30 protein-coding genes and 2 pseudogenes are annotated in these 24,717 nt (G+C 53.5%); 21 read left to right on the top strand and 11 right to left on the bottom strand.

What is annotated here, in order from left to right:
* The first annotated feature begins 164 nt into the window (after positions 1-164).
* The 9 genes from LIX15_RS31460 to LIX15_RS31420 all read left to right on the top strand — a co-directional run bounded on the left by LIX15_RS31460 (position 165) and on the right by LIX15_RS31420 (position 7,322).
* A complete protein-coding gene (locus tag LIX15_RS31460; protein WP_227778740.1) occupies positions 165-605 on the top strand; it encodes a hypothetical protein in 441 nt (146 codons plus the stop codon).
* Between the two features lie 117 nt (positions 606-722).
* Positions 723-1,328: an NADPH-dependent FMN reductase gene (locus tag LIX15_RS31455; protein WP_227778739.1), complete on the top strand. Its 606-nt coding sequence runs from the start codon at positions 723-725 to the stop codon at positions 1,326-1,328.
* A 114-nt stretch (positions 1,329-1,442) separates the two neighbouring features.
* Positions 1,443-2,498, top strand: coding sequence for an ABC transporter ATP-binding protein (locus LIX15_RS31450; protein ID WP_227778737.1), 1,056 nt, complete (start codon positions 1,443-1,445; stop codon positions 2,496-2,498).
* The gene (locus LIX15_RS31445; RefSeq protein ID WP_227778735.1) at positions 2,495-3,331 is read left to right on the top strand and encodes an ABC transporter permease; all 837 of its coding nucleotides are present in this window, start codon (positions 2,495-2,497) and stop codon (positions 3,329-3,331) included. The genes LIX15_RS31450 and LIX15_RS31445 overlap by 4 nt, the downstream gene beginning before the upstream one ends.
* A gap of 135 nt (positions 3,332-3,466) precedes the next feature.
* A complete protein-coding gene (locus LIX15_RS31440) occupies positions 3,467-4,318 on the top strand; it encodes a hypothetical protein (RefSeq protein ID WP_227778734.1) in 852 nt (283 codons plus the stop codon).
* Positions 4,319-4,607: 289 nt separating this feature from the next.
* Positions 4,608-5,081: a hypothetical protein gene (locus LIX15_RS31435; RefSeq protein ID WP_227778733.1), complete on the top strand. Its 474-nt coding sequence runs from the start codon at positions 4,608-4,610 to the stop codon at positions 5,079-5,081.
* Between the two features lie 280 nt (positions 5,082-5,361).
* Positions 5,362-5,745 carry a MarR family winged helix-turn-helix transcriptional regulator gene (locus LIX15_RS31430; protein WP_227778731.1) on the top strand — a complete coding sequence of 128 codons (384 nt, stop codon included), beginning with the start codon at positions 5,362-5,364 and terminating at the stop codon, positions 5,743-5,745.
* A gap of 16 nt (positions 5,746-5,761) precedes the next feature.
* Positions 5,762-6,571, top strand: a complete 810-nt coding sequence (locus LIX15_RS31425) for a DUF899 domain-containing protein (RefSeq protein ID WP_438267242.1) — start codon at positions 5,762-5,764, stop codon at positions 6,569-6,571.
* A 1-nt stretch (position 6,572) separates the two neighbouring features.
* Positions 6,573-7,322 (top strand): SDR family NAD(P)-dependent oxidoreductase, encoded by a 750-nt coding sequence (locus tag LIX15_RS31420; protein WP_227778727.1) that lies wholly within the window; start codon positions 6,573-6,575, stop codon positions 7,320-7,322.
* Between the two features lie 12 nt (positions 7,323-7,334).
* On the opposite strand, the gene LIX15_RS31415 is transcribed toward LIX15_RS31420, so the two are convergent.
* Positions 7,335-7,505 carry a hypothetical protein gene (locus tag LIX15_RS31415; protein WP_227778726.1) on the bottom strand — a complete coding sequence of 57 codons (171 nt, stop codon included), beginning with the start codon at positions 7,503-7,505 and terminating at the stop codon, positions 7,335-7,337.
* 219 nt (positions 7,506-7,724) lie between these two features.
* Between LIX15_RS31415 and LIX15_RS31410 the strand changes: the two genes are divergently transcribed.
* Positions 7,725-8,669 carry a CehA/McbA family metallohydrolase gene (locus tag LIX15_RS31410; RefSeq protein ID WP_227778725.1) on the top strand — a complete coding sequence of 315 codons (945 nt, stop codon included), beginning with the start codon at positions 7,725-7,727 and terminating at the stop codon, positions 8,667-8,669.
* 241 nt (positions 8,670-8,910) lie between these two features.
* Here LIX15_RS31410 and LIX15_RS33550 read toward each other — a convergent pair whose 3' ends face one another.
* Positions 8,911-9,036, bottom strand: a complete 126-nt coding sequence (locus LIX15_RS33550; RefSeq protein ID WP_227779293.1) for a winged helix-turn-helix transcriptional regulator — start codon at positions 9,034-9,036, stop codon at positions 8,911-8,913.
* 390 nt (positions 9,037-9,426) lie between these two features.
* Positions 9,427-9,636 (bottom strand): DUF8172 family protein, encoded by a 210-nt coding sequence (locus LIX15_RS31400; protein ID WP_227778723.1) that lies wholly within the window; start codon positions 9,634-9,636, stop codon positions 9,427-9,429.
* A 154-nt stretch (positions 9,637-9,790) separates the two neighbouring features.
* Between LIX15_RS31400 and LIX15_RS31395 the strand changes: the two genes are divergently transcribed.
* The 4 genes from LIX15_RS31395 (at position 9,791) to LIX15_RS31380 (ending at position 14,019) form a co-directional block, all read left to right on the top strand.
* On the top strand, positions 9,791-11,725 hold the full coding sequence (locus LIX15_RS31395) for an aconitate hydratase (protein WP_227778722.1): 1,935 nt from the start codon (positions 9,791-9,793) through the stop codon (positions 11,723-11,725).
* A 358-nt stretch (positions 11,726-12,083) separates the two neighbouring features.
* Positions 12,084-13,046 (top strand): transcription initiation factor IIB, encoded by a 963-nt coding sequence (locus tag LIX15_RS31390; RefSeq protein ID WP_227778720.1) that lies wholly within the window; start codon positions 12,084-12,086, stop codon positions 13,044-13,046.
* A gap of 234 nt (positions 13,047-13,280) precedes the next feature.
* Positions 13,281-13,661 (top strand): DUF555 domain-containing protein, encoded by a 381-nt coding sequence (locus LIX15_RS31385; protein WP_227778719.1) that lies wholly within the window; start codon positions 13,281-13,283, stop codon positions 13,659-13,661.
* Positions 13,662-13,878: 217 nt separating this feature from the next.
* Positions 13,879-14,019 (top strand): hypothetical protein, encoded by a 141-nt coding sequence (locus LIX15_RS31380; protein ID WP_227778718.1) that lies wholly within the window; start codon positions 13,879-13,881, stop codon positions 14,017-14,019.
* Positions 14,020-14,403: 384 nt separating this feature from the next.
* Here the strand turns inward: LIX15_RS31380 and LIX15_RS33545 are convergent, their stop codons facing one another.
* Positions 14,404-14,628 (bottom strand): hypothetical protein, encoded by a 225-nt coding sequence (locus LIX15_RS33545; RefSeq protein WP_345413328.1) that lies wholly within the window; start codon positions 14,626-14,628, stop codon positions 14,404-14,406.
* A gap of 377 nt (positions 14,629-15,005) precedes the next feature.
* Positions 15,006-15,764 (bottom strand): creatininase family protein, encoded by a 759-nt coding sequence (locus LIX15_RS31370; RefSeq protein ID WP_227778717.1) that lies wholly within the window; start codon positions 15,762-15,764, stop codon positions 15,006-15,008.
* Between the two features lie 229 nt (positions 15,765-15,993).
* On the opposite strand from LIX15_RS31370, the gene LIX15_RS31365 reads away from it, so the two are divergent.
* The 4 genes and pseudogenes from LIX15_RS31365 to LIX15_RS31350 all read left to right on the top strand — a co-directional run bounded on the left by LIX15_RS31365 (position 15,994) and on the right by LIX15_RS31350 (position 17,749).
* Positions 15,994-16,254 (top strand): hypothetical protein, encoded by a 261-nt coding sequence (locus tag LIX15_RS31365; protein ID WP_227778715.1) that lies wholly within the window; start codon positions 15,994-15,996, stop codon positions 16,252-16,254.
* A 155-nt stretch (positions 16,255-16,409) separates the two neighbouring features.
* A complete protein-coding gene (locus tag LIX15_RS31360) occupies positions 16,410-16,988 on the top strand; it encodes a hypothetical protein (protein WP_227778714.1) in 579 nt (192 codons plus the stop codon).
* A gap of 71 nt (positions 16,989-17,059) precedes the next feature.
* Positions 17,060-17,349: pseudogene (locus LIX15_RS31355) on the top strand (tyrosine-type recombinase/integrase); the annotation flags it as partial.
* 133 nt (positions 17,350-17,482) lie between these two features.
* Positions 17,483-17,749 carry a hypothetical protein gene (locus LIX15_RS31350; RefSeq protein WP_227778712.1) on the top strand — a complete coding sequence of 89 codons (267 nt, stop codon included), beginning with the start codon at positions 17,483-17,485 and terminating at the stop codon, positions 17,747-17,749.
* Positions 17,750-17,791: 42 nt separating this feature from the next.
* On the opposite strand, the gene LIX15_RS31345 is transcribed toward LIX15_RS31350, so the two are convergent.
* Positions 17,792-18,673 (bottom strand): class I SAM-dependent methyltransferase, encoded by an 882-nt coding sequence (locus tag LIX15_RS31345; protein ID WP_227778711.1) that lies wholly within the window; start codon positions 18,671-18,673, stop codon positions 17,792-17,794.
* Positions 18,674-18,949: 276 nt separating this feature from the next.
* Between LIX15_RS31345 and LIX15_RS31340 the strand changes: the two genes are divergently transcribed.
* Positions 18,950-19,513 carry a GNAT family N-acetyltransferase gene (locus tag LIX15_RS31340; RefSeq protein ID WP_227778709.1) on the top strand — a complete coding sequence of 188 codons (564 nt, stop codon included), beginning with the start codon at positions 18,950-18,952 and terminating at the stop codon, positions 19,511-19,513.
* Positions 19,514-19,943: 430 nt separating this feature from the next.
* On the opposite strand, the gene LIX15_RS31335 is transcribed toward LIX15_RS31340, so the two are convergent.
* From LIX15_RS31335 to LIX15_RS31320, 4 genes are all read right to left on the bottom strand, one after another.
* The gene (locus tag LIX15_RS31335) at positions 19,944-20,225 is read right to left on the bottom strand and encodes a hypothetical protein (RefSeq protein ID WP_227778708.1); all 282 of its coding nucleotides are present in this window, start codon (positions 20,223-20,225) and stop codon (positions 19,944-19,946) included.
* 291 nt (positions 20,226-20,516) lie between these two features.
* Entirely contained in the window at positions 20,517-20,798 is a 282-nt protein-coding gene (locus LIX15_RS31330; protein WP_227778706.1) for a GYD domain-containing protein, read from the bottom strand.
* Positions 20,799-20,978: 180 nt separating this feature from the next.
* Complete coding sequence (locus LIX15_RS31325) at positions 20,979-21,131, bottom strand: DUF1328 domain-containing protein (protein ID WP_227778705.1); 153 nt, start codon at positions 21,129-21,131, stop codon at positions 20,979-20,981.
* A gap of 556 nt (positions 21,132-21,687) precedes the next feature.
* On the bottom strand, positions 21,688-22,062 hold the full coding sequence (locus tag LIX15_RS31320; protein ID WP_227778703.1) for a hypothetical protein: 375 nt from the start codon (positions 22,060-22,062) through the stop codon (positions 21,688-21,690).
* Between the two features lie 186 nt (positions 22,063-22,248).
* Here LIX15_RS31320 and LIX15_RS31315 point away from each other — a divergent pair, with 186 nt between their 5' ends.
* Entirely contained in the window at positions 22,249-22,536 is a 288-nt protein-coding gene (locus tag LIX15_RS31315; RefSeq protein ID WP_303657545.1) for an SDR family NAD(P)-dependent oxidoreductase, read from the top strand.
* 203 nt (positions 22,537-22,739) lie between these two features.
* A complete protein-coding gene (locus tag LIX15_RS31310; RefSeq protein ID WP_227778702.1) occupies positions 22,740-24,293 on the top strand; it encodes a flippase in 1,554 nt (517 codons plus the stop codon).
* On the opposite strand, the pseudogene LIX15_RS31305 reads toward LIX15_RS31310, so the two are convergent.
* Positions 24,276-24,434 (bottom strand): annotated as a pseudogene (locus LIX15_RS31305) (transposase); the annotation flags it as partial. The gene LIX15_RS31310 and the pseudogene LIX15_RS31305 overlap by 18 nt on opposite strands.
* Positions 24,435-24,717: the final 283 nt, after the last annotated feature.

The following is a 24,717-nucleotide window of genomic DNA, read 5'->3' as shown; positions in this document are numbered from 1 at the left end:
TGAGTGAGATAGCCATCCGAGCCAATACCGCCTTCATCGGCTTCCGAGATGGGCCCCATCCGAGCGCTGGACAGACGCCGATATCGATGACCAGAAACATCCGCCTGTCAACGAACATGTTAGAGTGAACATCCAGGGCACGTGCCGACCTTGTCGTTCTCACGATGGTAACCGTCTATACACTGATGGACATCCTGCACGTGCTAGTCGGTGGAGTGTGGGCCGGCTGGACCGTGTTCATGGCTGCGCTCATTATTCCGGCGGCACGTGACGGCCGTCTCGGCGTCGAGGCACTCACTTGGCTGACGGGGCGGTTTGCCCGGTTTTCGCAGATAGCTCCAGTCCTCATGCTTCTGACTGGGGGTTACATGGTGAGTCAAGGGGCCATCACCGACGCACCACTGAATTCGCTACAAGGTCAGCTAGTGGTGACGATGGTTGGCCTCTGGCTCGTTCTCTCGGCCTTGAGTAACGTGGCGAGTCGGTGGCTTGTCGCAGGTATTGAGCCTGGTGGTGTCGAACTTGCCGCACGCAGCGCCGCCAGGTCGTTCTACGTTGCGGGCGGTGTCGCCCTTGCGCTGTTATTCGTCGGGGGGTGGCTCTAGGGAAGATCGAATCACAGGTTGACAGTTTTCGTCACCTGTTTGGGAGATCGTTCAGAGTCAGCACGACCGGCCAGCAACCTGCATCACCACGCGAACTACGCGCAGCAACACTACTCAATGATAAATAGAACTCCCACGGAATCACGGACGTATCATTCGAAGGACACGGCAGAGCAATTCTACGTCGTCGGCATTCATGGAGCGATCGAACAGCACGAAATCGCTCACCAGGCACTTACTCAGGCGCTGATCGGGGCTGGAAATACAGGAGCAGCAACCCATCTCCTGGACCTCTCTGCTTTGACCCTCCCGTTATATAATCCGGATCCTCCGGAATCACGCTATGCGGTCGTCGTCATGCGTTGCATCTCCCAAGCTGATGCCGTTCTGCTTACTACCTCATCTCGGCACGACTCGTACTCGACACAATTGAAGAATGCACTGGAGTACTGCGGACCCGATGAGTTCAACGGCACGCCGGTGGGCTTACTTGGCGTTGCTAGAAAATCGGAACCCACACCTGCGCTGAATCAGCTCCGAACGATTTGTACGACACTCGGCGCACAGGTACTCACAACGCAGGTCGGCATTGCGACCGAAGCGACGTGCGAAGACGACGAGTTACCTCACGACCGAGTGACCAATCTCCGGACGCTGGGTCAGCAGGTCGTTGAATGGATCTCCCCTAAGTGGTCGAGGGCTGGTTCACTACATGATTTCTAACACTTGCGGAGCCATGGATCGGAGAGAGCTGGCACTGCCGTGTTCCAGTCTCCGAACATATTCGAGTGAACACCCACGGAATGCATCTTCTTACTATATGATGAGGCTCCAACGATGCAGAACCACCACCACACGACAGAGACCAGCCACGACCGAACGTTGGCTATTGAGGCGATCGGTCTCAAACTGACGTATGCGAACGGTACTGAGGCAGTGACGGACGTCTCACTCGAAATCCCGTCTGGCGAGTGCTTCGGATTTCTTGGGGCGAACGGTGCTGGAAAGACCACGACAATTAAGATGCTCACGACTCTGCTCCAGCCAACGTCCGGACAGATTACTATCAATGGATATGATGCTTTCACGGAGTCCAACGCTGTCCGCGAATCGATCGGCTACATGGCCCAGGAGACGAGTATCGACCCGGCACTCACTGTGCGCGAGAATCTCCGTTTTTCTTGCCGTGCCTACGGTGTCCCGACCGTCGAGCGTGAAGCGCAGATCGATGACCTTCTCGAACTCGTCGGCCTCAGCTCCAATGTCGACGACCGCGCACAAACACTCTCTGGTGGGCAGAAAAAGCGCCTTGACGCTGCGATGGCATTGGTTCATCAGCCCCCGATCGTCTTCCTTGATGAGCCGACGACGGGTCTCGATCCGGCAGCGCGTACCCGCCTCTGGGAGTACTTCCGCGAGATTAATCGACAGGGAACAACTGTCTTCCTCACGACCCAGTATTTAGAGGAAGCCGACGCACTCTGTTCTAATCTCGCGGTCATCCTCGACGGTGAGATTGTCGCAACTGGCTCGCCCGCAGACCTCAAAGCTGAAATCGGTGGCGAGGTCATCGAGATCACACTCGCTAATCCAAACGAGACAGCTGTCGAACACGTCCGAGCAATTATCGAGGAGTCCGAGGTGGTAACCTCAGATGATATTGAAGCCATTCAGCCGACAGAGGACGGACTCAGCGTGACGTCCACCGACGCCCGCGAATTCGGAACCGATTTCCTCGTGAGACTCACGGAGGCTGACGTCACGATTACTGGGTTTACCATCCGCTCGCCGACGCTCGACGATGTGTTCCTCGCACTGACTGACGAGTCGGTCAATGATGTTGGCGACCAAGACGTCCACTCGACCGATCACCACACGGAGGCACGAGAATGAGTACACCCTCGCACCCCGAGGATGAACTTGAATACTCTACCGAGAAAACTCCCGGCAACGGCTTTTTCGGAGATTTCTGGACGAATTTCCTCCGCTGGAACCTGAAGAAAGTGCGCGAACCGTTCGTTCTCGTCTTCGCACTGGTACAACCACTTATCTTCCTCGTGCTGTTCAGCCAGGTGTTCGGCCAACTCGCTGCGGACGCCGTGCCAGGAGGTGACTACGTCGCGTATCTCGTCCCGGCGATTGTCATTCAAGTTGCACTGATTACGGCGGCTGGCTCGGGAACGGGATTCGTTCAGGACATCGAGTCCGGAATGTTCGAGAAGACGCTCGTTTCACCGATGAGCCGCACGGCAGTGTTCAGCGGAAAAGTCCTCTCTGATCTTCTACTAATCGTGGTGCCGACCTTGATCATGGTGGTGCTCGGGCACGTGGCCGGTGCACCGGTGACAACCGGCTTGCTCGGTATATTCGGTATCCTTGCCGTGGCAGTCGTGTTCTCGGTGTGGTTCATGGCATTCTCGAATATCCTCGCCGTTGTGACCGGTAGCACCCGAGTGACGGGCATTGTGACGAACCTTGTTCAGTTCCCGTTGTTGTTTGCGAGCACAGCATTCGTTCCAGTAGACGCATTGCCAGGATGGCTCCAGACTGTGAGTTCGGTAAACCCGATTACGTATGGGGTGGATGCCGCACGGGTGATCATGCTTTCCGGCTGGGACTGGGGCATCATCCTCCCGTCGCTCGTGGTGCTCGGGATGCTCGATTTACTGTTCGGCATGTTGGCCGTGTACTTCCTCAATCGCGCATCAAGTGCAACCGTTCGTTAGATCGTACCTGCTTCACCCAGCTGTTCACATGTCTAACTCCCATAACGGAGTCCAATGAACTCCCTGCTTTGGCCAGGCTCGGTAGAAGAACATGTTCGAGCGAACTCCTACAACACATCCAACCGTCTTTCAGATATGGATTCATCCACCGACGACACGGACCATGCCGAGTATCGTTCAACAGAATTAGGATCCGAGTCACCGGCCGAATTACGAGAGTCATCCACAGAAGAGTATGCCGTCGTTGCTGATTCTACGTATTCGAGAGCACAGTTCATCGAACCATCGTCACTCGGCTATATTCATATCGGGGCCACGGTACGTCCTCGCTCACTGCCGCTTACGCTGCTGCCAATCGGGCGCGAGAAGACGGAACTCTTGACCCGTCTGAAGGAACGGGCACGCCACCTCGAAGAACTTGAAGCAGTCGAGACTGCGACCATCTTCGAGACAGCTGCCATGCCGCCACTGCATCGGCTCCCATATATCAAGGAGCACAAAGACTCGATCCACCTTGCTCGATTCGACGTTGCCGTACTCATCGAGACGAAATCGCCTGCGGCGGCACGCGAAGTCCAGGAAACACAGGCCTATCAGACCCTCATGGACGCTATTCAGAACGCAGCGACGGATGTTCATGTCATGGCCTCACGTAATGAAAAGCGCATTGGTGATGTCGACAAGACCAAACAGGGCGTGTTCATCTTCAACTACTTCGTTGCCGACGACCCCGAAGTGATGTTGGAATTGTTCGACTATTTAGCCGGAAGCTATGTGGCTGAAACCGGCCTTGATAACTCGACACTACTCGTTCCGCTCGATGACGAGAACGCCGATTATGTCGCCATCAACAATGCCCGGTGGGACATCGGGATCCTACGATTCCTCTGGCGCGAATTGACGAATAAATCTCTCCGAAGCTTTGTCCAGACAAACCTCAAAGCGAATCAAGTTGGAGCTATGCCTGTTTTGTATCGGCTTGCATGATGAGAGAGCGATTCGAAGCAGGGTTCTAACCACCTCTACCGGTGACTGCCTCGATTTAGAAACAGCCTATCTGATTGCGTTTGTCTATACCGCGATTATTTCCCCCATCCCTATTTATTATACTACGCATCTAAATGTGCACAATACTCGAACGAACGTGTTCGCGAAAACATTGGTACAAGATCGGCACCTATCGACACTTGATGACAGCAGAACCGAAATCGAACCTAAGAATCAAGCAGTCGGTTGGAAGAGTACCCATTAGCAGTCCAGAAGACGAGAGAGAACCATGACTGAACAGACTACACAGACACCATCTCAAATCCAAGAAGCAAGCATGCAATGGCTAACTCTTCAGCGTGCTGTCGCCATTGGGATGGTTATCGTGGTTCTGATTCCGATGGTTATTGTCTTACAGCAGGTTATCCCTCCTCTCGCCGTTGCTGGCGTATTGTTTGGTACTGCGTTCGTATTTACATGGCTGCGGCCGCGTGCTGCCGCGCTCGCAATCGGTGTCGTCTCCGTACTGTGGTTATTGTTTCAGTTGTCCAACTTCTCGCAGGTCTTTTCCATCCTCACCCTGCCATCCGAAACGCTGTTCTTTCTCGCTACGCTGAGCACTCTCGTATTACCCATTGCTGGGCTCGTTGGTCTCCTTGGGTTGGTAATGGAGCTGTCCGATACGCTTGCGATTCGGACATTGCAGGCAACGGGAATCGTCCTACTCTGCGGGATCGCAGTTGCTCTACTAACTATTGTGTAACTGTCCTCACATTCAATCCTTCTGCATTTGTTCCTCAGCGGAGGAGTTGTTCTATTATATCTACTACCGGACGTATTCGGTAGTATTCTTACGCGTCATACGGTTCCGAACTACTGTATCGTGCCTTTGAATAAGTCAAAGTCTGTGTTGTAGACCTGCTCAATTCGATTAGAATGGATTAATTCGTAAAATCTCTGATAACCGGTGGAAAACGGCAAGCTCAGATAAAATAGTCTCTGCTGCCCAGAATGTGTATATACACGTATCGCGTAGCGTTCGTGTGGATTTCTCCGCCACCAAGGACTGCCACTGCCTCGCAGCGCGCCGCCGCGCACGAGAGATAACGCGACTCTACGAGGAGAAGCTCCGCCCGCACGGACTGCGGGCGACGCAGTTCTCCGTGCTCGCTGCGCTCGCGTTGAAAGGCCCGACCCCCCTCGGGGAACTCGCCGACGTTCTGGGTTTGGAGCGCACGACGCTCACCCGGAGCGCTAATCGCCTCGGGGACGAGGGGTGGGTCGCCGACGCCGAGTCGGAGGACGCCCGGGAACGCCGCCTACGGTTGACCCCGGCCGGCCGGGAGAAGGTCGAGAGCGCGTATCCAGCGTGGAAGGAGGCCCAGGATGAGGTGGATCGGCAAGTCGAGCCGCTGGAAACGGAGTGAGACTACAACAGGAGACATGACCATGACAGACAGCGAACTCGAACTCCCGGCCGTCGTATCGCGAGACGAGTGGCGGAGTGCTCGGAAGGAACTGCTCGAAAAGGAGAAGGAGCTCACCCGGAAGCGCGACGAACTGAACGCCGAACGCCGCCGACTGCCGATGGTCGAAATCGAGACGGACTACACGTTCGAGGGACCGGACGGTGAGGCCAGCCTGCTCGACCTGTTCGAGGGGCGCCGCCAGCTCATCGTCGATCACTTCATGTGGAGATGGGACTCGGGCCAACCGTTGGACGAAGGGTGCCCGAGTTGCTCGGCCCGGGTCGACCACATCGCCCGGGGGCACCTCACACAATTACATGCCCGCGACACCTCGTTTGCGTGCGTCTCCCGTGCGCCGCTGGCAAAGATCGAGTCGTTCAAGGAGCGTATGGGTTGGACCTTCCCGTGGTACTCCTCGTACGGCAGCGACTTCAACTACGACTTCCACGTCACACTGGACGAGTCCGTGGCTCCCATCGAGTACAACTACCGGACCAAAGCCGAATTCGAACAAGCAGGCGTACCAATCGGCGACATGGAGCAGCCCTTCGACTGGCACGGCATGAGCGTTTTCGTCCGCGATGGCGACCGCGTCTTCCACACCTACTCCACCTACGCTCGCGGTACTGAACAGGTCGGCGGCTCGCACTATTACCTTGACCTGACGGCACTTGGTCGGCAGGAGAAGTGGGAAGAACCGAAAGGTCGTGCAACTGGTCTCGGAATGGAGGCAAGTAGTGATAGCCTCCGCTATCCCGACGAGTACGACCACGAGGAGGTGTGAGATGCTGCTCGAAAACAAGATTGCCGTGATTTACGGTGCGGGCGGTCAAATCGGCGGTGCAGTGGCCCGTGGATTTGCCCGCGACGGAGCCAGGGTCTTCCTCGCCGGGCGCACCGAGGAGAAACTCGACACTGTTGCCGACGACATCCGCTCGAACGGCGGCGAAGCGGACACCGCCGTCATCGATGCCACAGACGAGCAGGCCGTCGACGAGTTCGTCAATGGAGTGGTCGAGCAGGCCGGATACATCGATATTTCGTTCAACCTCATCGGATACGATGACGTTCAAGAACCGCTCACCGAAATCTCGGGCGATGATTTCCTGCAGCCGATCACGACCGCGATGCGGACACAGTTTTTAACGACCCGATCAGCTGCCCGGCACATGGTCGAACGTGGGTCGGGCGTGATCTTGTTTTTCGGCGGTGATGGCCCGCAGACACTCCCCGGACTGGGCGGCTTTAAGATCGCGCTCGATGCCATTGAGGGGCTGCGCCGCCAGTGGGCTGTTGAACTCGGAGAGCATGGCATCCGCGTCGTCACCCTGAAAACGGGAGGAATCGTTGAGACCATGCCGGAGAATATCCCTGAACGGGACGAAATTGTCGCTGGCATTGAGGAGGAAACCCTGCTGAACCGGACAGAGACACTGGAGGACGTAGGAAACGTTGCATCCTTTGTGGCCTCGGATCAAGCTCGTACCATGACAGCCACGGAGGTCAACATTTCCTGCGGCGCACTGATGGATTAGGTGGGCTGTAGACTAACCGATCCCTCGGTAGTGGTCCTCCTCTTCCGGTTCAACGCTCGTCGTCCAGTGCGGATAGAGCTCTAGGAAGTTCGTCGGGTCGGTGATGCGTTCCCAGACAGTGCTGTAGTCAGCGGCGATCAACACGCTCGACACGGTTGATTCCACGGCTATGGGCAGACTCATGCAGTATGCGAGCGGCAGCGCGCTGACCGGCTTCGGAGTCAAGCTCGCAACTGAGAAGCAGCCAAGTGCATAAGCCCTGAAGTCGAGCAGATAGATCCCTCACGCACGACGAAACTTCGGAGTTTAAATTTCACTAGAGCTCGAGCATGACTAATCTCTCTAGCCGACATTTACTGTACAACTAGCAGGGTACTATAGACCTGAGGACTATAACGAGTTATGGTAGACTGGGAAAAGACCCGACCGATGGCGCGAGACCTGCTCAGGGACGGTCAGAAGGGCCGCTTCTTCCGCGGCAACCTTCACTGCCATTCCATCAGATCCGACGGCCTGCTGGAACCCGAGGAGATTGTGGAAGCCTACCGCGACGCCGGTTACGATTTCCTCTGCCTCTCCGACCACTTTGAGGAAGAGTACGGCTATCGAATAACCGACACGCGTCCCTTCCGGAACGAAGACTTCACCACGATCCTGGGCGCCGAGCTCAGTTCTGCCCCGTGGGAGGACCGCAACGCCTACTGGGTCACGGCCGCTGGCCTGCCCGCTGATTTCGAGCCGTCCGACGACCACGCCGAGGCCATCCGGCGGGGCGGGCCCCTCGGAGCATTCGTGGTATTGCTGCACCCGGGACTCAACAACCTCACACTGGAGGCTGCAGATGGGCTACCGGGGCTGGAAGCCGTAGACGCCGTTGAGATATATAATCACAACAACGCAATGGCTGCGGTTCCAGACAGGGCCGACGGCGCTTACATGCTGGACGGCCTTCTGGAGCGTGGACATAGGCTGCTGGTGAACGCCGGAGATGACGCGCATTTCGGCCACCCGAAGGATCGCTTCGGCGGGTGGGTGGAGGTTTACTGCGATCACCTCGACCCGGACGCGTTACTAAGCTCACTCAAGGTCGGGCGCTACTATTCGACCCAAGGACCGGCACTGCGGGAGCTCGTGGTGGACGGTGACAAGTTGTTCGTGGAGACGAGCGAAGCGTACGCGATTTCGCTGACTACGAGCGGCGACCGGTGGCAGAGCGGGGCTGAGCGCACGGGCGAGCCGGTTGTAGAGGCTGAGTTCGATCTCACGCCGTTCCGCGGCTCCTACTGCCGCGTCACCGTTGTCGATTCGGCAGGAAGGCGGGCCTGGAGCAACCCTGTGTGGCCGTGAGACGTAGGGCTACGCGATGGGCATCCTTCTACGAAACTCATACGCTTTGGGCGAGTGATAACAGCCAAGCGATTCTGAAATAGTATAAATGCTAACGACTGGGAGGACCGTTTTGAAGAACAAACAGATACCCCTTGTCGCTTACCACCAATCTAGACTGCATTCGTGGCACCTACTCATTGGAAAAACGCTTGACTACCAAGTTCACTGACTGAGGGACTCTCACTAACCTTGGAACATCTCAATATTGATGATAGACGCCCCATCGACAGAAATACTCGAACATTGGTGTCAGATCCGTTGTTTTCTCGGTTGCAGTGTATTCTACTCGTGGGGGATTTCGTCGTTTGATTTTCGCGTTATGAATCCTGACGCGGTCAATTCTTGGAGACGGTCTGTCAATGTTGTCGGTAGAATCTCCAACTCCTCCTGTAAGACAAGGGCAAGAGCGGTCTGGTTTGGTACTCGAAATTGATTCGTCGTGGTGTTATGGCTCACGGGTGGGCTGCTTCAAGGAGACTTGTCGGCTAGTGTATTCTCGTCCACAGGAGGGTTCTTCTGGTTGTGGTAGGAAAAGAGAGTGTCTCTAACCAATTTCAGTTTTACTTGTAGTGTCTAATCACTGCCTCTTAGACCATAAGCGGAAGTGGGATCCGTCGGGTCGCCGCCTTCGGGGAAGCAGATATCGTCCGCTCGCACCGCTCACTGCCTCCAAATCAGATATTTCTCTGATTATTCACCCTGGTTTTGAGTGAAGTCACTCCCTATCGAAGTCAATCTCGTTCGCGTCTCCGATTTCCGTGTCTCTCTTATACAGGACGTAGACGGGGGTTTCAAACGGATAACCCATGAGTCTCGTTGTGCCGTCTGAATCTGTTTGCCGGGAGAGTAGATCTGCTGGAGAGACCAGGCTATACTTCAGCGAGAAATTCTCGGCTTGGGGATGATAGTAGACGACATGAGACATCTGATAGGTGGGTTTGTGAAGCGAGCTTAAATCATCTCAGCGTCCTCATTCGATACTGCTATCGTTTTCTCCCTCGCGGGTGGCTGTTGGCATTCACATTGTGGTGTGGGAGTGTGTCACAAGAACAAAGGGGACACTGGCCGTCTCTCTACCCATGCCTGGAACAGTAACCGAGAAGCTCATCGAGGACCATCTCGTCGACGGCCAGATGGAGCCGGGTGAGGAGATTGCAATAGAGATCGATCAGACGCTCACGCAAGACGCCACCGGGACGATGGTGATGCTCGAACTCGAAGCGATGAACGTCGAGCACCTCGAAAGCGAGCTCTCCGCACAGTATGTCGACCACAACCTGATTCAGGAGGACAACAAGAACCCCGACGACCATCTGTTCTTGAACAGTGCCTGCGAGAAGTGGGGTGTCTGGTACTCGCCTGCCGGAAACGGGGTTTCACACCCCGTCCACCAGGAACGGTTCGGCGTGCCAGGCAAGACGCTGCTGGGGTCAGACTCGCACACGCCAGCTGCGGGTGCGATGGGGATGCTCGCGATCGGCTCCGGTGGCCTTGACATCGCCATGGCGATGGCCGGCGAACCCTACCATGTGAACGCACCGGAGGTCTGGGGCGTGGAGTTGCGCGGCGAACTGCCAGACTGGTGTAGCGCCAAGGACGTGATTCTGGAGATGTTGCGCCGCCACGACGTTGACGGCGGCGTCGGACGCGTCATCGAGTATCACGGGCCCGGGCTGGACACCCTGACCGCGATGGATCGCCATGTGATCGCCAACATGGGGACTGAACTGGGTGCCACCAGTACGGTGTTCCCGGCCGACGATTCCGTGAGGTGGTTCCTCGCCCAACAGCAGCGCGGGGACGCGTTCCGGGAGTTGCGCGCCGACGACGATGCCGAGTACCACGTGACAGAGACGATTCACCTCGACGAGATCGAGCCGTTGATCGCCAAGCCGTCCAGCCCCGGCAACGTCGTTCCGGTGGCGGACGTGGCGGGTGAGGACCTCTATCAGGTGTACATCGGGTCCAGCGCGAACCCAGGGCTTCGTGACTTCGCAGTGCCGGCGATTATCATGGACGGGGAGCGCGTTCCGTCGGCGGTCAGTTTCGACGTGAACCCTACCTCTCGGCAGATGCTGGAGAATTTGACGGAGATGGGACATCTCGGCGAGTTATACGCGAGCGGCGCTCGCGTCCACCAAGCAGGGTGTAATGGCTGTATCGGGATGGGACAGGCACCCGCGTCCGGCCGCAACAGCCTCCGAACGGTTCCACGAAACTTCCCAGGGCGTACCGGCACCCGCGAGGATAGCGTGTTCCTGTGCAGTCCCGAGACTGCGGCTGCGAGTGCGCTCACTGGTGAGATCACCGACCCGCGCACCCTCGAAGAAACGCACGGCATCGAGTATCCGGAGTGGACTGAGCCCGAGGAGATTATCGTGGACGAATCGGCGCTGAGTCCGCCGCCGGAGAACCCGGGTGGCGAACTGGAGAAGGGACCTAACGTGAAATCACTGCCGGAGTTCGAACGTGTTCCGGACGCCATCACCGGGCCCGTGTTGATGAAAGTTGGCGACGACATCTCGACAGATGAAATCATGCCCGCCGGCTCGGACGTCCTCCCCTATCGGTCGAACATCCCGAGGATCAGCGAGTGGGTGTTCGACCAGGTTGAGCAGGGCTTCTACAAGCGAGCACAGGATCAAGGAGCTCCGTGGATAGTGGCCGGCGGGTCGAACTATGGGCAGGGTAGTTCACGCGAGCACGCAGCCCTAGCACCCTATTATCTGGGGATGAGAGCTGCGCTGGCCGTCAGCTATGCTCGCATTCACTGGCAAAACCTCGTGAACTTCGGAATCGTCCCACTCGAGTTCGTCGACCGAGCCAACTACGAAGCGATCGACCAGGGCGATACTCTCGAGCTTCCCAACGTTCGCGATGAAATCCAGAACGGACTTGAGGTCACCGTGCGTAACGCCACTCAGGACACCACGTTCTCGACCAAGCACAGTCTAAGCCCGCGCCAGGTCGAAATCGTGTTGCAAGGCGGGTTGATCGAAGATTACAAGAACTGAAATCGGAAATATTGACGAGCTTCACGGGCCGAGCGTTACAGACCCAGTCCCCCATTCACTTGGATGAGGATCTGTACTCGAAGTTTGAGGTGATAGAATTGTTAGATTTTCTCCCGAATCATATATAATAATAAATACTTCTGTGCAGACGTAATGACTGTGACTTTGCCACGGCGGGCCCACATCATGCTAACTAACCACTCGATACCGCAACTTGTCACGCATAGCATACTCGGATACGATCACCGAAATCAGAGTGTTTGCAATCGAGATAGACACGGGATCGACGCCACTCTCGATAGTGCTGCCAGAGCAGCAGACAGAGAACTTAACCCTTCAGCCCATCCTATGTCAACATATGGCACGCCTTACTCGTCGGAAAGAACGCAACAACGAGACGGAACGCAATACCGATGAACAAGCGAGCGTCCAGCCCTGTCCTGAGTGTGACTCGGCTACCCTTCTCACGAGTGCAGATGGGAGCGAGACAGTTTGTGAGGATTGTGGCTTAGTTATTGAGGAAGAGACTGTCGATCGCGGGCCTGAGTGGCGGGCGTTCAATCATCAAGACCGTCAACAGAAGTCACGTGTGGGCGCGCCAACCACACAGACGATCCACGACAAGGGGCTATCGACGACCATCGACTGGAAAGATAAAGATGCCTACGGTCGCTCTCTTTCGTCTAATAAACGCAGACAGATGCATCGACTGCGCACGTGGCAAGAGCGCATCCGGACGAAGGACGCGGGCGAGCGGAACCTACAGTTTGCGCTCAGTGAGATCGACAGGATGGCGAGCGCACTTGGCATCCCGCGCTCGATTCGCAAAGTTGCGTGTGTGATGTATCGCCGTGCACTCCGCGAAGATCTCATTCAAGGCCGATCGATCGAAGGGATTGCGTCAAGTTGCCTCTATGCGGCGTGTCGCAGCGAGAATATCCCCCGCAGTCTTGAGGAGGTTTCGGATGTGTCGCGTGTGGGACGGAAAGAGATTGGTCGATCGTACATGTACATTGGACGGGAACTTGATCTCGAAATACAACCGGTTGACCCGAAACAGTATGTCCCTCGGTTTTGCTCAGAACTCGGGAGCAGTGACGCCGTTGAAGCGAAAACGAACGAAATTCTTGACTGCTCGATAGCACAGGGCCTACTTTCAGGAAAATCGCCTACTGGTTACGCCGCTGCAGCGATTTACGCTGCCTCACTGCTGTGTGATGAACAACAGACACAGAGCGAGATCGCTGCGGTTGCCCAGGTCACCGACGTCACCATTCGCAACCGCTATCAAGAGCAGCTCGACGCGATGGGCATCGACTAACGGGAGCATGTGGTGTCGATGGAACGGTTGGTTGCCACCCGCAACTACCAGCCATCGTATCGATGGCGCCCGCATCGAGTCCTACTAGCAGTCGTATTGCCACTGCGCTACTGTCCCGTCGAAAACCATGGCATGACTCTGTGATACTCGTGAGTAAATGGAGGGATCAGCAACTTCCCACACGCTGGAGACCCAGCAAAGGTATTTCCCGCTCCTCATCCAAGTGTTTTCTCAATGGACTGCCAGGTAGTCGTGGAAGCCGCGATCCCAGTGTCTCATGTCGACACAGTAGACGAGGCGCTCCGGATTGCGATCGCCAAAACCGGTGAGATGCTCAACCCTGGTCTTAATTATGTCGAGATCGAACCAGAAACGCGGACGGCGCCGTCCGGTGAAGCGCTATCCCCTGCGTTCGTCGTAGCGGACAACGCCCTTATCGCACTCACGCTCGAGATGACAGTCTTCAATGTCGAAAACGAGGTACACGCGTCACGGGTCGCACTCACAGAGATCGGGCAACAGCTGGACGATATTTCGCTGACGGTGCGTGAAATCGAGACACTTGCAGATACCAACGGTGATCAAACAAACGACGACGTCACTCAACAGCAGTAGCCCACAAAGAGAACGTTCCAGCGGGTACACTCACGAACCCTGGTTCTCTCGATGGGCTCTCTGCAGTTTCTATACAAAATTCGTCGAGATGGTCATTAACGAGGGTTGACCGACAGCTGAACCGAGGTCTCATTTTTTACATTATCAGAAACAGGGCACCGCTCCTCAACTTTTCATTAATCGAGATGTAAGAATTCACTGAATTCGAAAAAGATGAATGAGTACTCCCGTTCCACAGAACGAGGTCATCCACTCACACATCGTCCAACCGGGATTACGACGTTTTTCCACCATTCAGAATCCGATCGACAATTTCGTCAATGCGTGGGACACGCTCATCGTCCTCCGGTTCATGTGATGGGTCATATGGGACGTGAGGCATATTTCTGTATCTCCGTTCTATATACAAAAATGGTCGCCAGGGGAATAACCCTTTCCGTGGTATCTTCATCCCCTCATTCCCGTATTCGAACGCCAGTGTACATAGAATACAAGCAGTATTTTGAGTGGAGGAACGATGAGATAGGAAGAGACCTACTGCTGGAATAAGTTGCGATTAAGAAGATTTGGTTTCTATGATAAAAAGAGAGAACTCCATTTTATACAGTAGTCCCTAGCGATATCTTATTAACTACATCTTCGATGGAATTACCTATACGTAAGTCGCTTGGGCGAACCGCAAAACCGTCGTGCCACTGGAGTTACGCAGGAGGACCTGATAGGTACACACCCAGACGGATCATCAACGCATATCAAGGACATGCTTTCCTACAGCGGCCAGAAGGACGAGACAGATGAGAATCATCGTCCCCTGTGAGACGGCTGCGATGGTCGATTCCACCGGTTCACCGGTCAGCAACGTGATCAGGTCTGGAATCCCACGAGCCGATCCTAGTACACCAAGCACTGCCAGTAATCCGATTCCATAGGCAGCAAGGCGTTGCCGATCTGTTTGGCGTCCCACCATGCCCAAAAGGACGATGAGAACGCCGAAGACGGCTGGAATAAGTGCTGTGATGCTCGCGCAGTGAGTACGTAAGCACCGATGCCCAAGACGACAAGTGCGAGTCCGAGTACTATACCCAGTGTGAACGCGGACGTATTGGAGTTCGTCATATATGAGACCTTGTGGAGGAAGCTCGTATAGCTTTTTATACTGGACGTACTGGATTACCCTTATCAGCTATTCCACTAACTTTGATTCCTGTGAGATGTCGGTCGGATCTCGTGGAAGACTTAATTTCGTATATGAATAAACACGCAACACGGACCAACGTCGTCCGTTCTATCCTGTAAACAGGGGAGTGTCTCACTGCAGGGTGAAGCAGATTCCGACTGCCGTTTTCAGATTGCATCCCGCTCGGCTTCGATTTGGGCAGCATATGCGGTCGCGACTGTCTCGAGAATGGTTTCCCCCGCTTCCTGAGTCGCTTCTCGCGGGTCGCCGAGGACGCCATTCTCGGTGATCGCCGCGAATCCCTCGGTCAGGAGCCGTGCAGTCGATATTTCACCCTCGGTTCCGACTTCAAGTTCGTCGGTTCTGACGAGTCCTTCGTCCACCGCCAGTACGACAGCGGTTTCGGCGGCTCCCGCGTGAATCACCGGTTCCTCGTACTCGACGCCACCCGCTCGAAGCCCCTCGTTCTGTAGCTCCATGAGTTCGTGGAGATCCGCGACGGCGACGACGTTCGCGTCGATTTCGCGGGCGATTTCCGGCGCGACGGTGTTGACGGGCGCGAAGTTTCCGCCGTGCGTCGGCACGAGGACGACGTGTTCGAACCCGTGTTCGTCGAGCGACCGACAGTACGAGCGAATTAGATCCATCAGCGTCTCGGCCGGCACCGTTATCGTTCCGGGGAACTCCATGTGGTGGCCCGAACACCCCGGGCGAATCGTCGGCGCGGCCAGTGCGTCGCCGAGTTCCTCGGCGATGCGCCGCGCGAGTTCGTCGCCAGCGAGCGTGTCCATGATGAGTGGGAGGTGCGGACCGTGCTGTTCGACCGCGCCGACGGCGACAATCACCGTCCGCGTTCCTTGTTCAAGAGCGGTTTCTACCTCTGGCCATGTGTACTCCTCAAGGAGTACTGAGCGTTGAGAAGACATTCGCACACCTCTGTCTTAGCTCTGACAATATAAACATGACTGAATAGATTATTCCATACAGAATTAGTTATATACATCTGTCCTCGTTTCGGCGCTGGCAGGATTTGAGGAAGCTACTGGAGTCCGGTTCTCCAGAGGAGATTCATATAATTATACAATTCATCTCTCTCATGGCTCTGATAAGACACCTTCACTCCTGGGACAGACTGATGCAGAGCTACTCATACATATGCTGCTTTTCCACACCACGATCTTAGCGGAGTTGGAGGAAGAGCGAGAGACGGTTCCGCTCAAACTCTTGCTGATTGACTCTCCTTACGGGAATGGTCCTGATGATGAGAACGCTGCCGATGTCACGGATTTCCTGTTGGAGCTTCCTGAAATCTTGGAGATGTATAAGTTGATTGTTACGATTCCGGACTCTAACCTGACCGGTCGGGATAAACTGGAAGATTCCTACGCCTTGGAGCCGGTTGAGCAGCATATTTAAACGGTTAGAGTAGCCAAATGGGTCTTTTAACAAAGAACACCAAGCAACGCTACCTTCTAATTATTACATTCCACGTTTTGAGTATCACTGATTAGAAGGCCATACTAACGTTCCGACCCCTCCGATTTATCGCCTTGCAGTCGCAACGCGACACTGTGAGCGAAACAGAGATGACACGACTGTCGGTCGGGGATTGCGTGATCGATACGGACGACGACAATCCAGATGAAGCGATTGTTATCGCACGACCGCCAGCGACGACAATTGCAGAGTGGGAGTTTCCCACGAACGAGGGCCCGATGACAACTGCTGATACGAATCCTGAGTATCCAGCCGACACGCAATTAGTGTTGGTGTCATTTCTCTCGGACCTCAATGACTATTGGGAAGAATGGGATAACGCTGACTCTGCCGACCTCTACGACGGCGTTGAAGACAATCACGTCCATCGCTACGGCTTTCCTGAGCCACGCTTAGCACCCGTTGACGAGCGTGAAACCACGCCGGAAGAGGATACAGACCTGACCGATAATGAGGCCGAACCGCCGGAGCAGTTCACACCAGTTATCGACCGGCTTGAACAAAATGAGTTCACGGTGAGCTATGATGCAGACGAGCAAGTCATTCGTGCCGAGAAGTTCGGGGTTGAGCATACTATCAATCACGATGGGACCGTTGGTGGTGAGAGTGGGATCAAGAATCGGGTGAAGTCGATTGTGGATCGCTTCCTCTGACGTTGGTAGACGTATGCCCTACTGCAACATTGTCACTACGCATCGACACGTCTCAACTCGGCTTGCAGGCCGATCTTGAGGATGATGACCCCTGATTCAGCGGTCGAAACGCACCGTCCAGTACTGGGTCGAGAACGCTGCCGACCACGCCGCCGAGGAAACAGACAACGACGACTATCGGCGGGTGTCTACGCACAACTTGCGCCGCTGTTGGGCGAACCACCTTCTTGTTGAGGAAAACGTCTCACCGCGGATTGTGATGGCGTTTGGTGGCTGGTCGAGCTATGATGCGATTGAGCCGTATCTCGCTGCGCCCACGGAAGCGAATATCATTCCGTCGATGAGCGCCGTTGAGTTATGAGTGGCCAATTAAGAACCGGGAATCACTACTCTAGAAATCCATAAGCGGAAGTAACTCACCCTGGGACCCCCGACTCAATCTATGTGCTGGGGTTCTACTACGAACAATGTTCGATCCGCTTGGACGACAATTCGTGTACGGTCAAAGACACACCCAAATCGTTCAGAAGAAGCCCGCTGGGTGGAACATCACCGTCCAACACGCTATCCAGCAGGCAACAATTGAGAACGTCTCGATTACAATCTATGACTCGCCGATGAAAGTACTCATCATCGACGACGGAGCGCCAAACGTCCTTGTTCGCGAAGTGCGGAGTCAAACACCGGGCTGGAAGGGAACGAAGGAAAATGTGCTCCGTGGATCAGGCGATGAGATGAAGAATATCACAATAGAGGGATGACGAGAATATGCTCCAGAAATAGCAGAGAGAACGACTTTTCCACTACTCAGTGAGCTTCTGCGCCTTTAGCGAAAACGTGAATGGAAGATCGTACTCTAAGTTAGGAAGTCGCCACCGATCGTCTTCGTCCGACTCCATGGCCTCGAACCGCTGGAAAAACGACCAAGGGTGCTCATGCAGAAACTTAATCCGTAAGCCTGCGTCGGCCAGCGTGGTGATGATCTCTTCGATCGAGTGAGAGAATCCATGAGAGCGTCTGTTTTCCAGGCCAAAATCCCATCCGGCATAGCTTCCGTCGAACTCCTCGGTCGTTGCTTCGGTGTTAAAGTAGGGGTGCGCAATTCGCAAGTCATCAGCAGTACTCTCATAGTCGAACGGTCCTGCCAACGGATGTCCATCGGCGATGTAGAAGATCCCGCCAGGCTCGAGATGATTTGCAATCACTTCTGCCCAACGTTGCAGATCAGGCAGCCAGTAGATTGTCCCGTATGAAGTGAATACTACCTCGAAGGTATCCTCCAACTTTGAGGGTAGTTCGTAAATGTCGCTCTCGATGAACCGTGCTTCGTTTGACGAGAGACCGACTTTGTCACGGAGTTCGCGTGCAGTCTCGATAGCAGTCGGTGCGAAATCGACACCTGTGGCGTGAGCTACTCCCTCATTTCGAATCCATGAGAGAGTATCTAAGCCAAAGTGACATTGTAGGTGTAACAGTCGTTTATTGGTGATAGTCAATTCCTCACGCTCAAGCCGTCGAAGAGTGGACTCACCGTGGAGAAATGCCTCGATATCGTAGAAGTCGGTATCTGGATGATGTTCTGCGAGTTCGTCCCAATGAGCACGATTTTCCTTGATATAGTTGTGATAATCGTCCATAGTGTAGATGATGAGGTGAATGGCATATCTTTTTGGGATATTTGACACTGTCTAGCATAGATTGTTCCCTGAGATCCGTCAATTATCAATACGCGTTGATTGAGAAGATGATGCGGATGGAGAACGTCGCAGCCCTTGCTGATATAGCTCTTAGATCGAACAGGAGTTCTTTGCCTTTTCTGTGTATGAGTGCTTAAAATCATAAGCGGAAGTGGACACACCCCGGGATCCCCAAATCAATCTGTGTGCAACCCATGGTTAGTATCGATCAGCGGATTTCCACAGATCGGAATGTGTTTAAATCCAACTATTTAGGTATACAGTATGCCCGGGCCCGTTTTTCTCCACGGCGACGTTGTAACGCTCCGCCCAGCAGAAGAGGACGATATCGACTTCATTCAACAGTGTATGAACGATTCTCGCGTGTGGCGGCCCGCACTCGATATCAACCCGATGAACCGTAAACAGGGTGCAGAGTTCTTTGAGAATGTGATCTCTGGTAGTGATACCGTGCATTGTCTGGCGTGTGACGGGGGCGAACCGATGGGCGTCGTATCCCTCTCGGAATCCCAGTATGGGCCAGATGAGACTGCCCGGTCGCGTGCTGCGGAACTCGCCTATTGGTTTTTACCTGAGTACCATGGACAAGGGTACGGCTCTGATGCAGCTGCACGGATGGTACAGTATGCCTTTGAGGATCGGAATCTCCGACGAGTGAGTGCCCAGGTTGGCAGTTTCAATGAGGGCTCGATTGGGCTGCTCGAGTCACTTGGATTCGAACGCGAGGGCACCTTGCGGGAAGCTGCGTGGTTCCGCGGTGAGTACCACGATATGCTCTACTATGGGCTTTTGCGGAAGAACTGGCAGATGAGAGACTACGAAGACTAATCACCAACTGACCGGTTAACATTCTTCATCCAGCAGAAATCCGCTTTCTGTCGCCTAAATCCCTAAGCGGAAGTGAAAACCCCACGGTATCCCCATCGCGATCTATGCACAATCCGTAGTGCATGTTTATCACCATGTCATCCAGGCCCTAATCGCGCTGGAAAGAAGTTCGAGGATTAATACAAATATTTGATAGGTCATCCGACAGCCGTTCCCATATGCGAATCTGACTTTTATCGGGATTGAGGTGACTGTCAAACATGCAAACACGATGATCGATCTCTTCGTTGATGACCTGTAACTAAGGTCAGTACACCCACCAATATCCTCAGTGTTGAACATCAGGACTGGGTGTAAACCGCTTCGGGGTCACGCCCCGAGGCACGCGGCCTGCTCCGCTTGTAGAATCGGTATTGTAGGATAGCAAAGTTCACTTGGAAAAGCGGTACTCTGCGACCGAATCGCGAATTTCGCGTGCTTTTACCCGGTTATGAGCAAGGAGTGGCATGAGTACAGACGTCTGATAGCGAAGCTTTGCTTTTGCACTACGTTTGGACGCCGCATCGGACAGTACAGCAAGCAACATGCCACCCATATCTCGATATTCGATCGATCCGCCCACCGTTTTTGATTGAATACCATCGACAGACTGTGAGACAATTTCGTGGGCGGCTTCTTTTTCGATGCTCAGATAGATCGTCTCGAAACTCACTGTCTGCTAATTTGTTGGGGCAGTATTTGAAGCACACGCCCTCGCGGATTTTCTACATTTTCACCACCGAAGTTTGAATTCCCGAGAGTTAGTGATACTATAACTATGGTAGTCAATTGGTACATGTTCCGACCATTGCCTTGGGTAATCTCACACGAAAATTGCTGGAGTATAATTGCGAGGAAGTTATAATAATTGAATTCCTGCATATAATATTCGACGGATAATCCGGCTGCAACGCTTTTAGTCAGCGATGCGACGTGCGAGAGAAATGAGTCCACCTGTTGGTGCTCAGTCTTCAACGAGCTGAGCAAGCTCGTCGATTGGGATTATTTCCATTGTCTGCATGTCCAAACCATGACTCTCAACCGCGATTCCAGCCTTGAAGGCGGTATCGCGATCCGGAGCATCGAAAATCAGCATGAAATCATATTCACCAAGGATTGCAAAGCTACCTTCAAGCGCAACTCCGAATTCTTCTAACTCGACACGAATATCTCCCCAGGTTGAGGCAAGTTCTTGGCTGTTCTGGATGTGTTCACGAATATCGACGAGTGCAACGTATTTTGCCATAGTCTAATACTCACGTTCTATTCTCAAAGCTCTTCTCACCAATTATGAGCGGCTCCTACTGCCAGCGTCAATATTCTCGAATATCGTAAATAGTGGTCGGATATCTTAGTACCTCTATCATTCTCTGTGTAGTTCGTAGCTTGTGTCTGCTATTCCGTCTGAAAAAATTGTAGTTAGTTATTAGAAGATGAATGACAAGATTGCAAGCACAAGGAACACGATGACGAGCCATTTTGCAGCCTGCATCGACAGCCCAGCGACGCCTCTTGCCCCAAATATGCCAGCAATAATAGCGAGGATGAAAAACGCAATTGCAAGCTCTATGATTGCCATAAATGGTATATATGATTTCTAAGTAGTTGAATATATCGCCATGTTGAGGACGAACTACCCATGACGAGTTAAGAGTCCCTTTTCTTGAGTGAGACAGAATTAATGATAGAAATCTGTGAACGACAGAAATATCAAATTTAAATGACTACTCTTGACAACATCATACTGATAAATACAGATTCAATTTGAGTGGCCATTACTAAATCATCCGGATGTCGTCCAACAATGAACTGCATTTTTATTCTAATTAGAATGATTGGGCATTCGGGGAGTAATCATGGGAACAGGGAACAGAAGCTCCCTGAGGTGTTCTACGAGACTTGTGGCCAGGAAATGCCTCATACTGTCTCCATCGAGATTAAGCTAGCGAAGCAAATCGTTTCGATTTCCTCAAGTAGGACAGGTGGACTATTATCACCGCCACTGAAAAGCTTAGTCTGATTCTGGCAGACAATCTATAGCCACGATAGACTGTCCAAGGAGAGAGCGGGATCAAAAGCTGAGTTGAACTGATCCTCAACCGTTTTCTCTGAATACTGTCATAATGAATCAATCGCTATCGTGTGGGTGAATAGCCTGGATGAACCCAGTCTAGGCCATCGAGTCGCGGTTCGAGCCACGTCTTAAAGTCATCTGGCTGATCCTCATTGGTAGTTTGCCAGATGATGATCGCATTGAGACTATCAACACCACGCTCGTCAAAGGGAATCAACGAGGCCCATGCGCCAGGATTCGATGTATCCCAATGGTAGAGTGCCCGCTTGCCATTGTCGGATAGCCCGACTAAATGAATCGTACTGTATGCTCGGCTCAGGACGTTACTTGCCATTACCTCTGCATCGTCTTTCGGTGTTTCACGTAGCTCAGCAATGTTCTCAGTGAGTTCCGCAAACAACTCTTCGCGTCCGGATGGGACGAGCGTGTGATTCATAGTCAATAGACGGGACAGCACAATATTAGGGGTGAGCCATCCCCAGAGTGAAAGTGTCGCGCTCAAAGCACGGCGTCTTGCAATTCGAAACAAACCGAACCACGACAGGACGAAGGACAAAGATGAATGTGGTACCGTACTCACTCTCGATAGCGTCTGGCATCACAGAGTCGCTGTCCAACTCGGTTGGAAGGCGAAGTAGCGGTTATCACCGGATCCACTCACGGCATCGGGCTTGGAATCGCCCAGAAATTCGCCACTGAAGGAGCATCCATTGTCGTGAACGACCAGGGTGAATACGATGGCGAGAAAGTAGTAAATGAGTTGGACAGTGACGCTCTCTATGTTGAGGCAGATGTTCGTGATCCAGCACAGATCAAAGAGCTTGTTGCGACGGCAGTTGACGACTTTGGGCACATCGATGTTCTAGTAAAACTGCTAATCCACCGTCCTAGGTCACAGTACACAGTTTGAGCGATGAGGTGGTGGCTGTAGTGGCGATTGGCTGTCAATCACGGTAGCACTGCTTAGTTCCCTCCTAAATCGTTCACTGGATTCACGAATCGTCAACAATCATCGCGATTCTTTGTAACAGAAGGTCAGTTGTAGTCCAACGACTGTAAAGTAGTCAGACTAAAATCACCAAATTATCAATTTAAAATAATTGAGAACCAAATATGGAAGTAGATGACCAAAATGCTACGACAGAAACGGAGCAATCCGAAAGTCACGGACGAAGTTCATCACTCGCTTCCGTGTCTCGCGGTGCGGGTCTCTTTTTGGTGGGAAAGGGAACGGATAACGCGCTTCGGTTGGGTCTCAATATCGTTCTAACGCGGGGCCTCGGTGAAGGACTTTTTGGCGTCTACAGCTACGGATACGTTATTCTTTCCATCGTTCGGACGGTTACGAACCTCGGGACGGATACATCGATACTCAAATTCCTGCCGCAGTACAGCGAGCAGAAACCGAAACAGAATCAAATGCTCGGATTAGCGCTTCTCACATCGCTTGTCGGGAGTCTGCTCATCAGCGGATTCATCTTTTTCGGGGCACCGTTCATCACGAGATTGACGCTGAAAAATCCGCTCCTGACGGACGTTCTGCGTATTTTAGCCCTCGTCCTTCCTTTCACGACGTTGAGCAATATCTTGCAAACCGTCTTCAAGGCGCTTGAACTACCCGAATATCAAGTGCTTCTTATGAACGTCGTGACACCGACCGTCCGACTTCTCCTCATTGCTGTTCCGATTTTCCTCGGCTACAAGCTTCTCAGCGTCGTTGCGGCGAGTGTCGCGGCGAGCATCGTTGTCTTCGTCGCAACGGTTTCACTCTTTGCTTCACGAACGGCGTTCCGGCCGACGCTACGGGGTTCGCGCGGCGATGTTGTCGAGTTTTACAACTATTCCCTCCCGCTAACGCTCACCCAAGCGGGAGCGATCCTTGCAAACCGAATCGATTTGTTGATGGTCGGCATCTTTATCTCGGAGGGGAGCACCGTCGGTATTTATAAAGCGGCGCTGGTCGTCGCGGGAATGCTTGTCCTGCCGCTGAGCGCGTTCAATCAAATTTTCCCGCCCGTCGCCTCTCGTCTCTACACGAATGGGAAAACAGCCGAGTTACAATCACTCTACCAGCAGCTCACGCGCTGGATCTTTACTGTCGCACTATTTTTCGCGCTTGGTGCGATCGTTTATTCGAAGGAAATTCTGTTCATTTTCGGGGAGGGATACACGGACGGAAGCTCCATCCTCGTACTCTTTGCACTCGGACAGTTAGCGAACGCTGCGGTCGGCCCTAGTGGCTTCTTGCTGATGATGACGGATCACCAGTATCTCTCACTTGTCAACCGGTGGGGGCTCGGCATCTTAAATGTGATTTGTAACTACGTGTTCATCCAGGAGTTCGGCGTTATCGGGGCGGCACTGGCAACGGCGAGCGTCCTGGCGCTCATAAATTTCGCGCGGGTCGCCGAAGTTTGGTACACTGAGGGACTCTTCCCCTACTCTCGGCGATTCGTAAAACCCATCGTTGCAGGTATCGCCACCGGACTTATCATGTACGGGTTTCGGTCTTTGTTCTCCGGGTATCCACTTCTCGTTGTCGGCGGTGGGGTTGGGTTTTGTGTCTTCAGCGCGCTTCTACTGGCTGCCGGCATCGAGGAGGAAGATCACGAATTTTTCTCGATGTGCGTCTCGTACGTTAGAGACGCGTCAGTGACTCACGACTAAAGTCGTGGGCTTGTCAGTGGACTCCCCTTCTACCGTCGAATCGACGGAGGCGTGGAATTCGCCATTTAGGTTCAGCGTCCCTGACGTTAGCGCACACTGACAGGGTGCGCCTCCACCCGAATACGTTTGCCCCTGGTGCAGGGATTAGTATAATATCCTAACCTCTGTCGCACACATCACTACCCAATCTCTCCCTTTCCCCTTGTGTCTGTTTGGTGTCTCTCAACTTTCGGTTAGTGTATTATACTAGCCTACGAAATCGGTTTCTCCATAAAATCGTAAGCGGAAGTGGGAACGACCACACCGACGCCCTCGGGGAAGTATAAAAGCGACTTCGTCATTAGGATACTTTGGTTCTGTCGAAGTTATTTAATACCTATTATAAATTATATATTATAAAAGTAGACTGAATTAAACATATGGG

The sequence above is a fragment of the Haladaptatus pallidirubidus genome, from assembly GCF_020700235.1.
In the GTDB taxonomy this organism is placed as follows: Archaea; Halobacteriota; Halobacteria; order Halobacteriales; family Haladaptataceae; genus Haladaptatus; species Haladaptatus pallidirubidus.
Note: the sequence above shows the minus strand (reverse complement) of the source record. Positions and strands in the feature narration are given on the sequence as shown.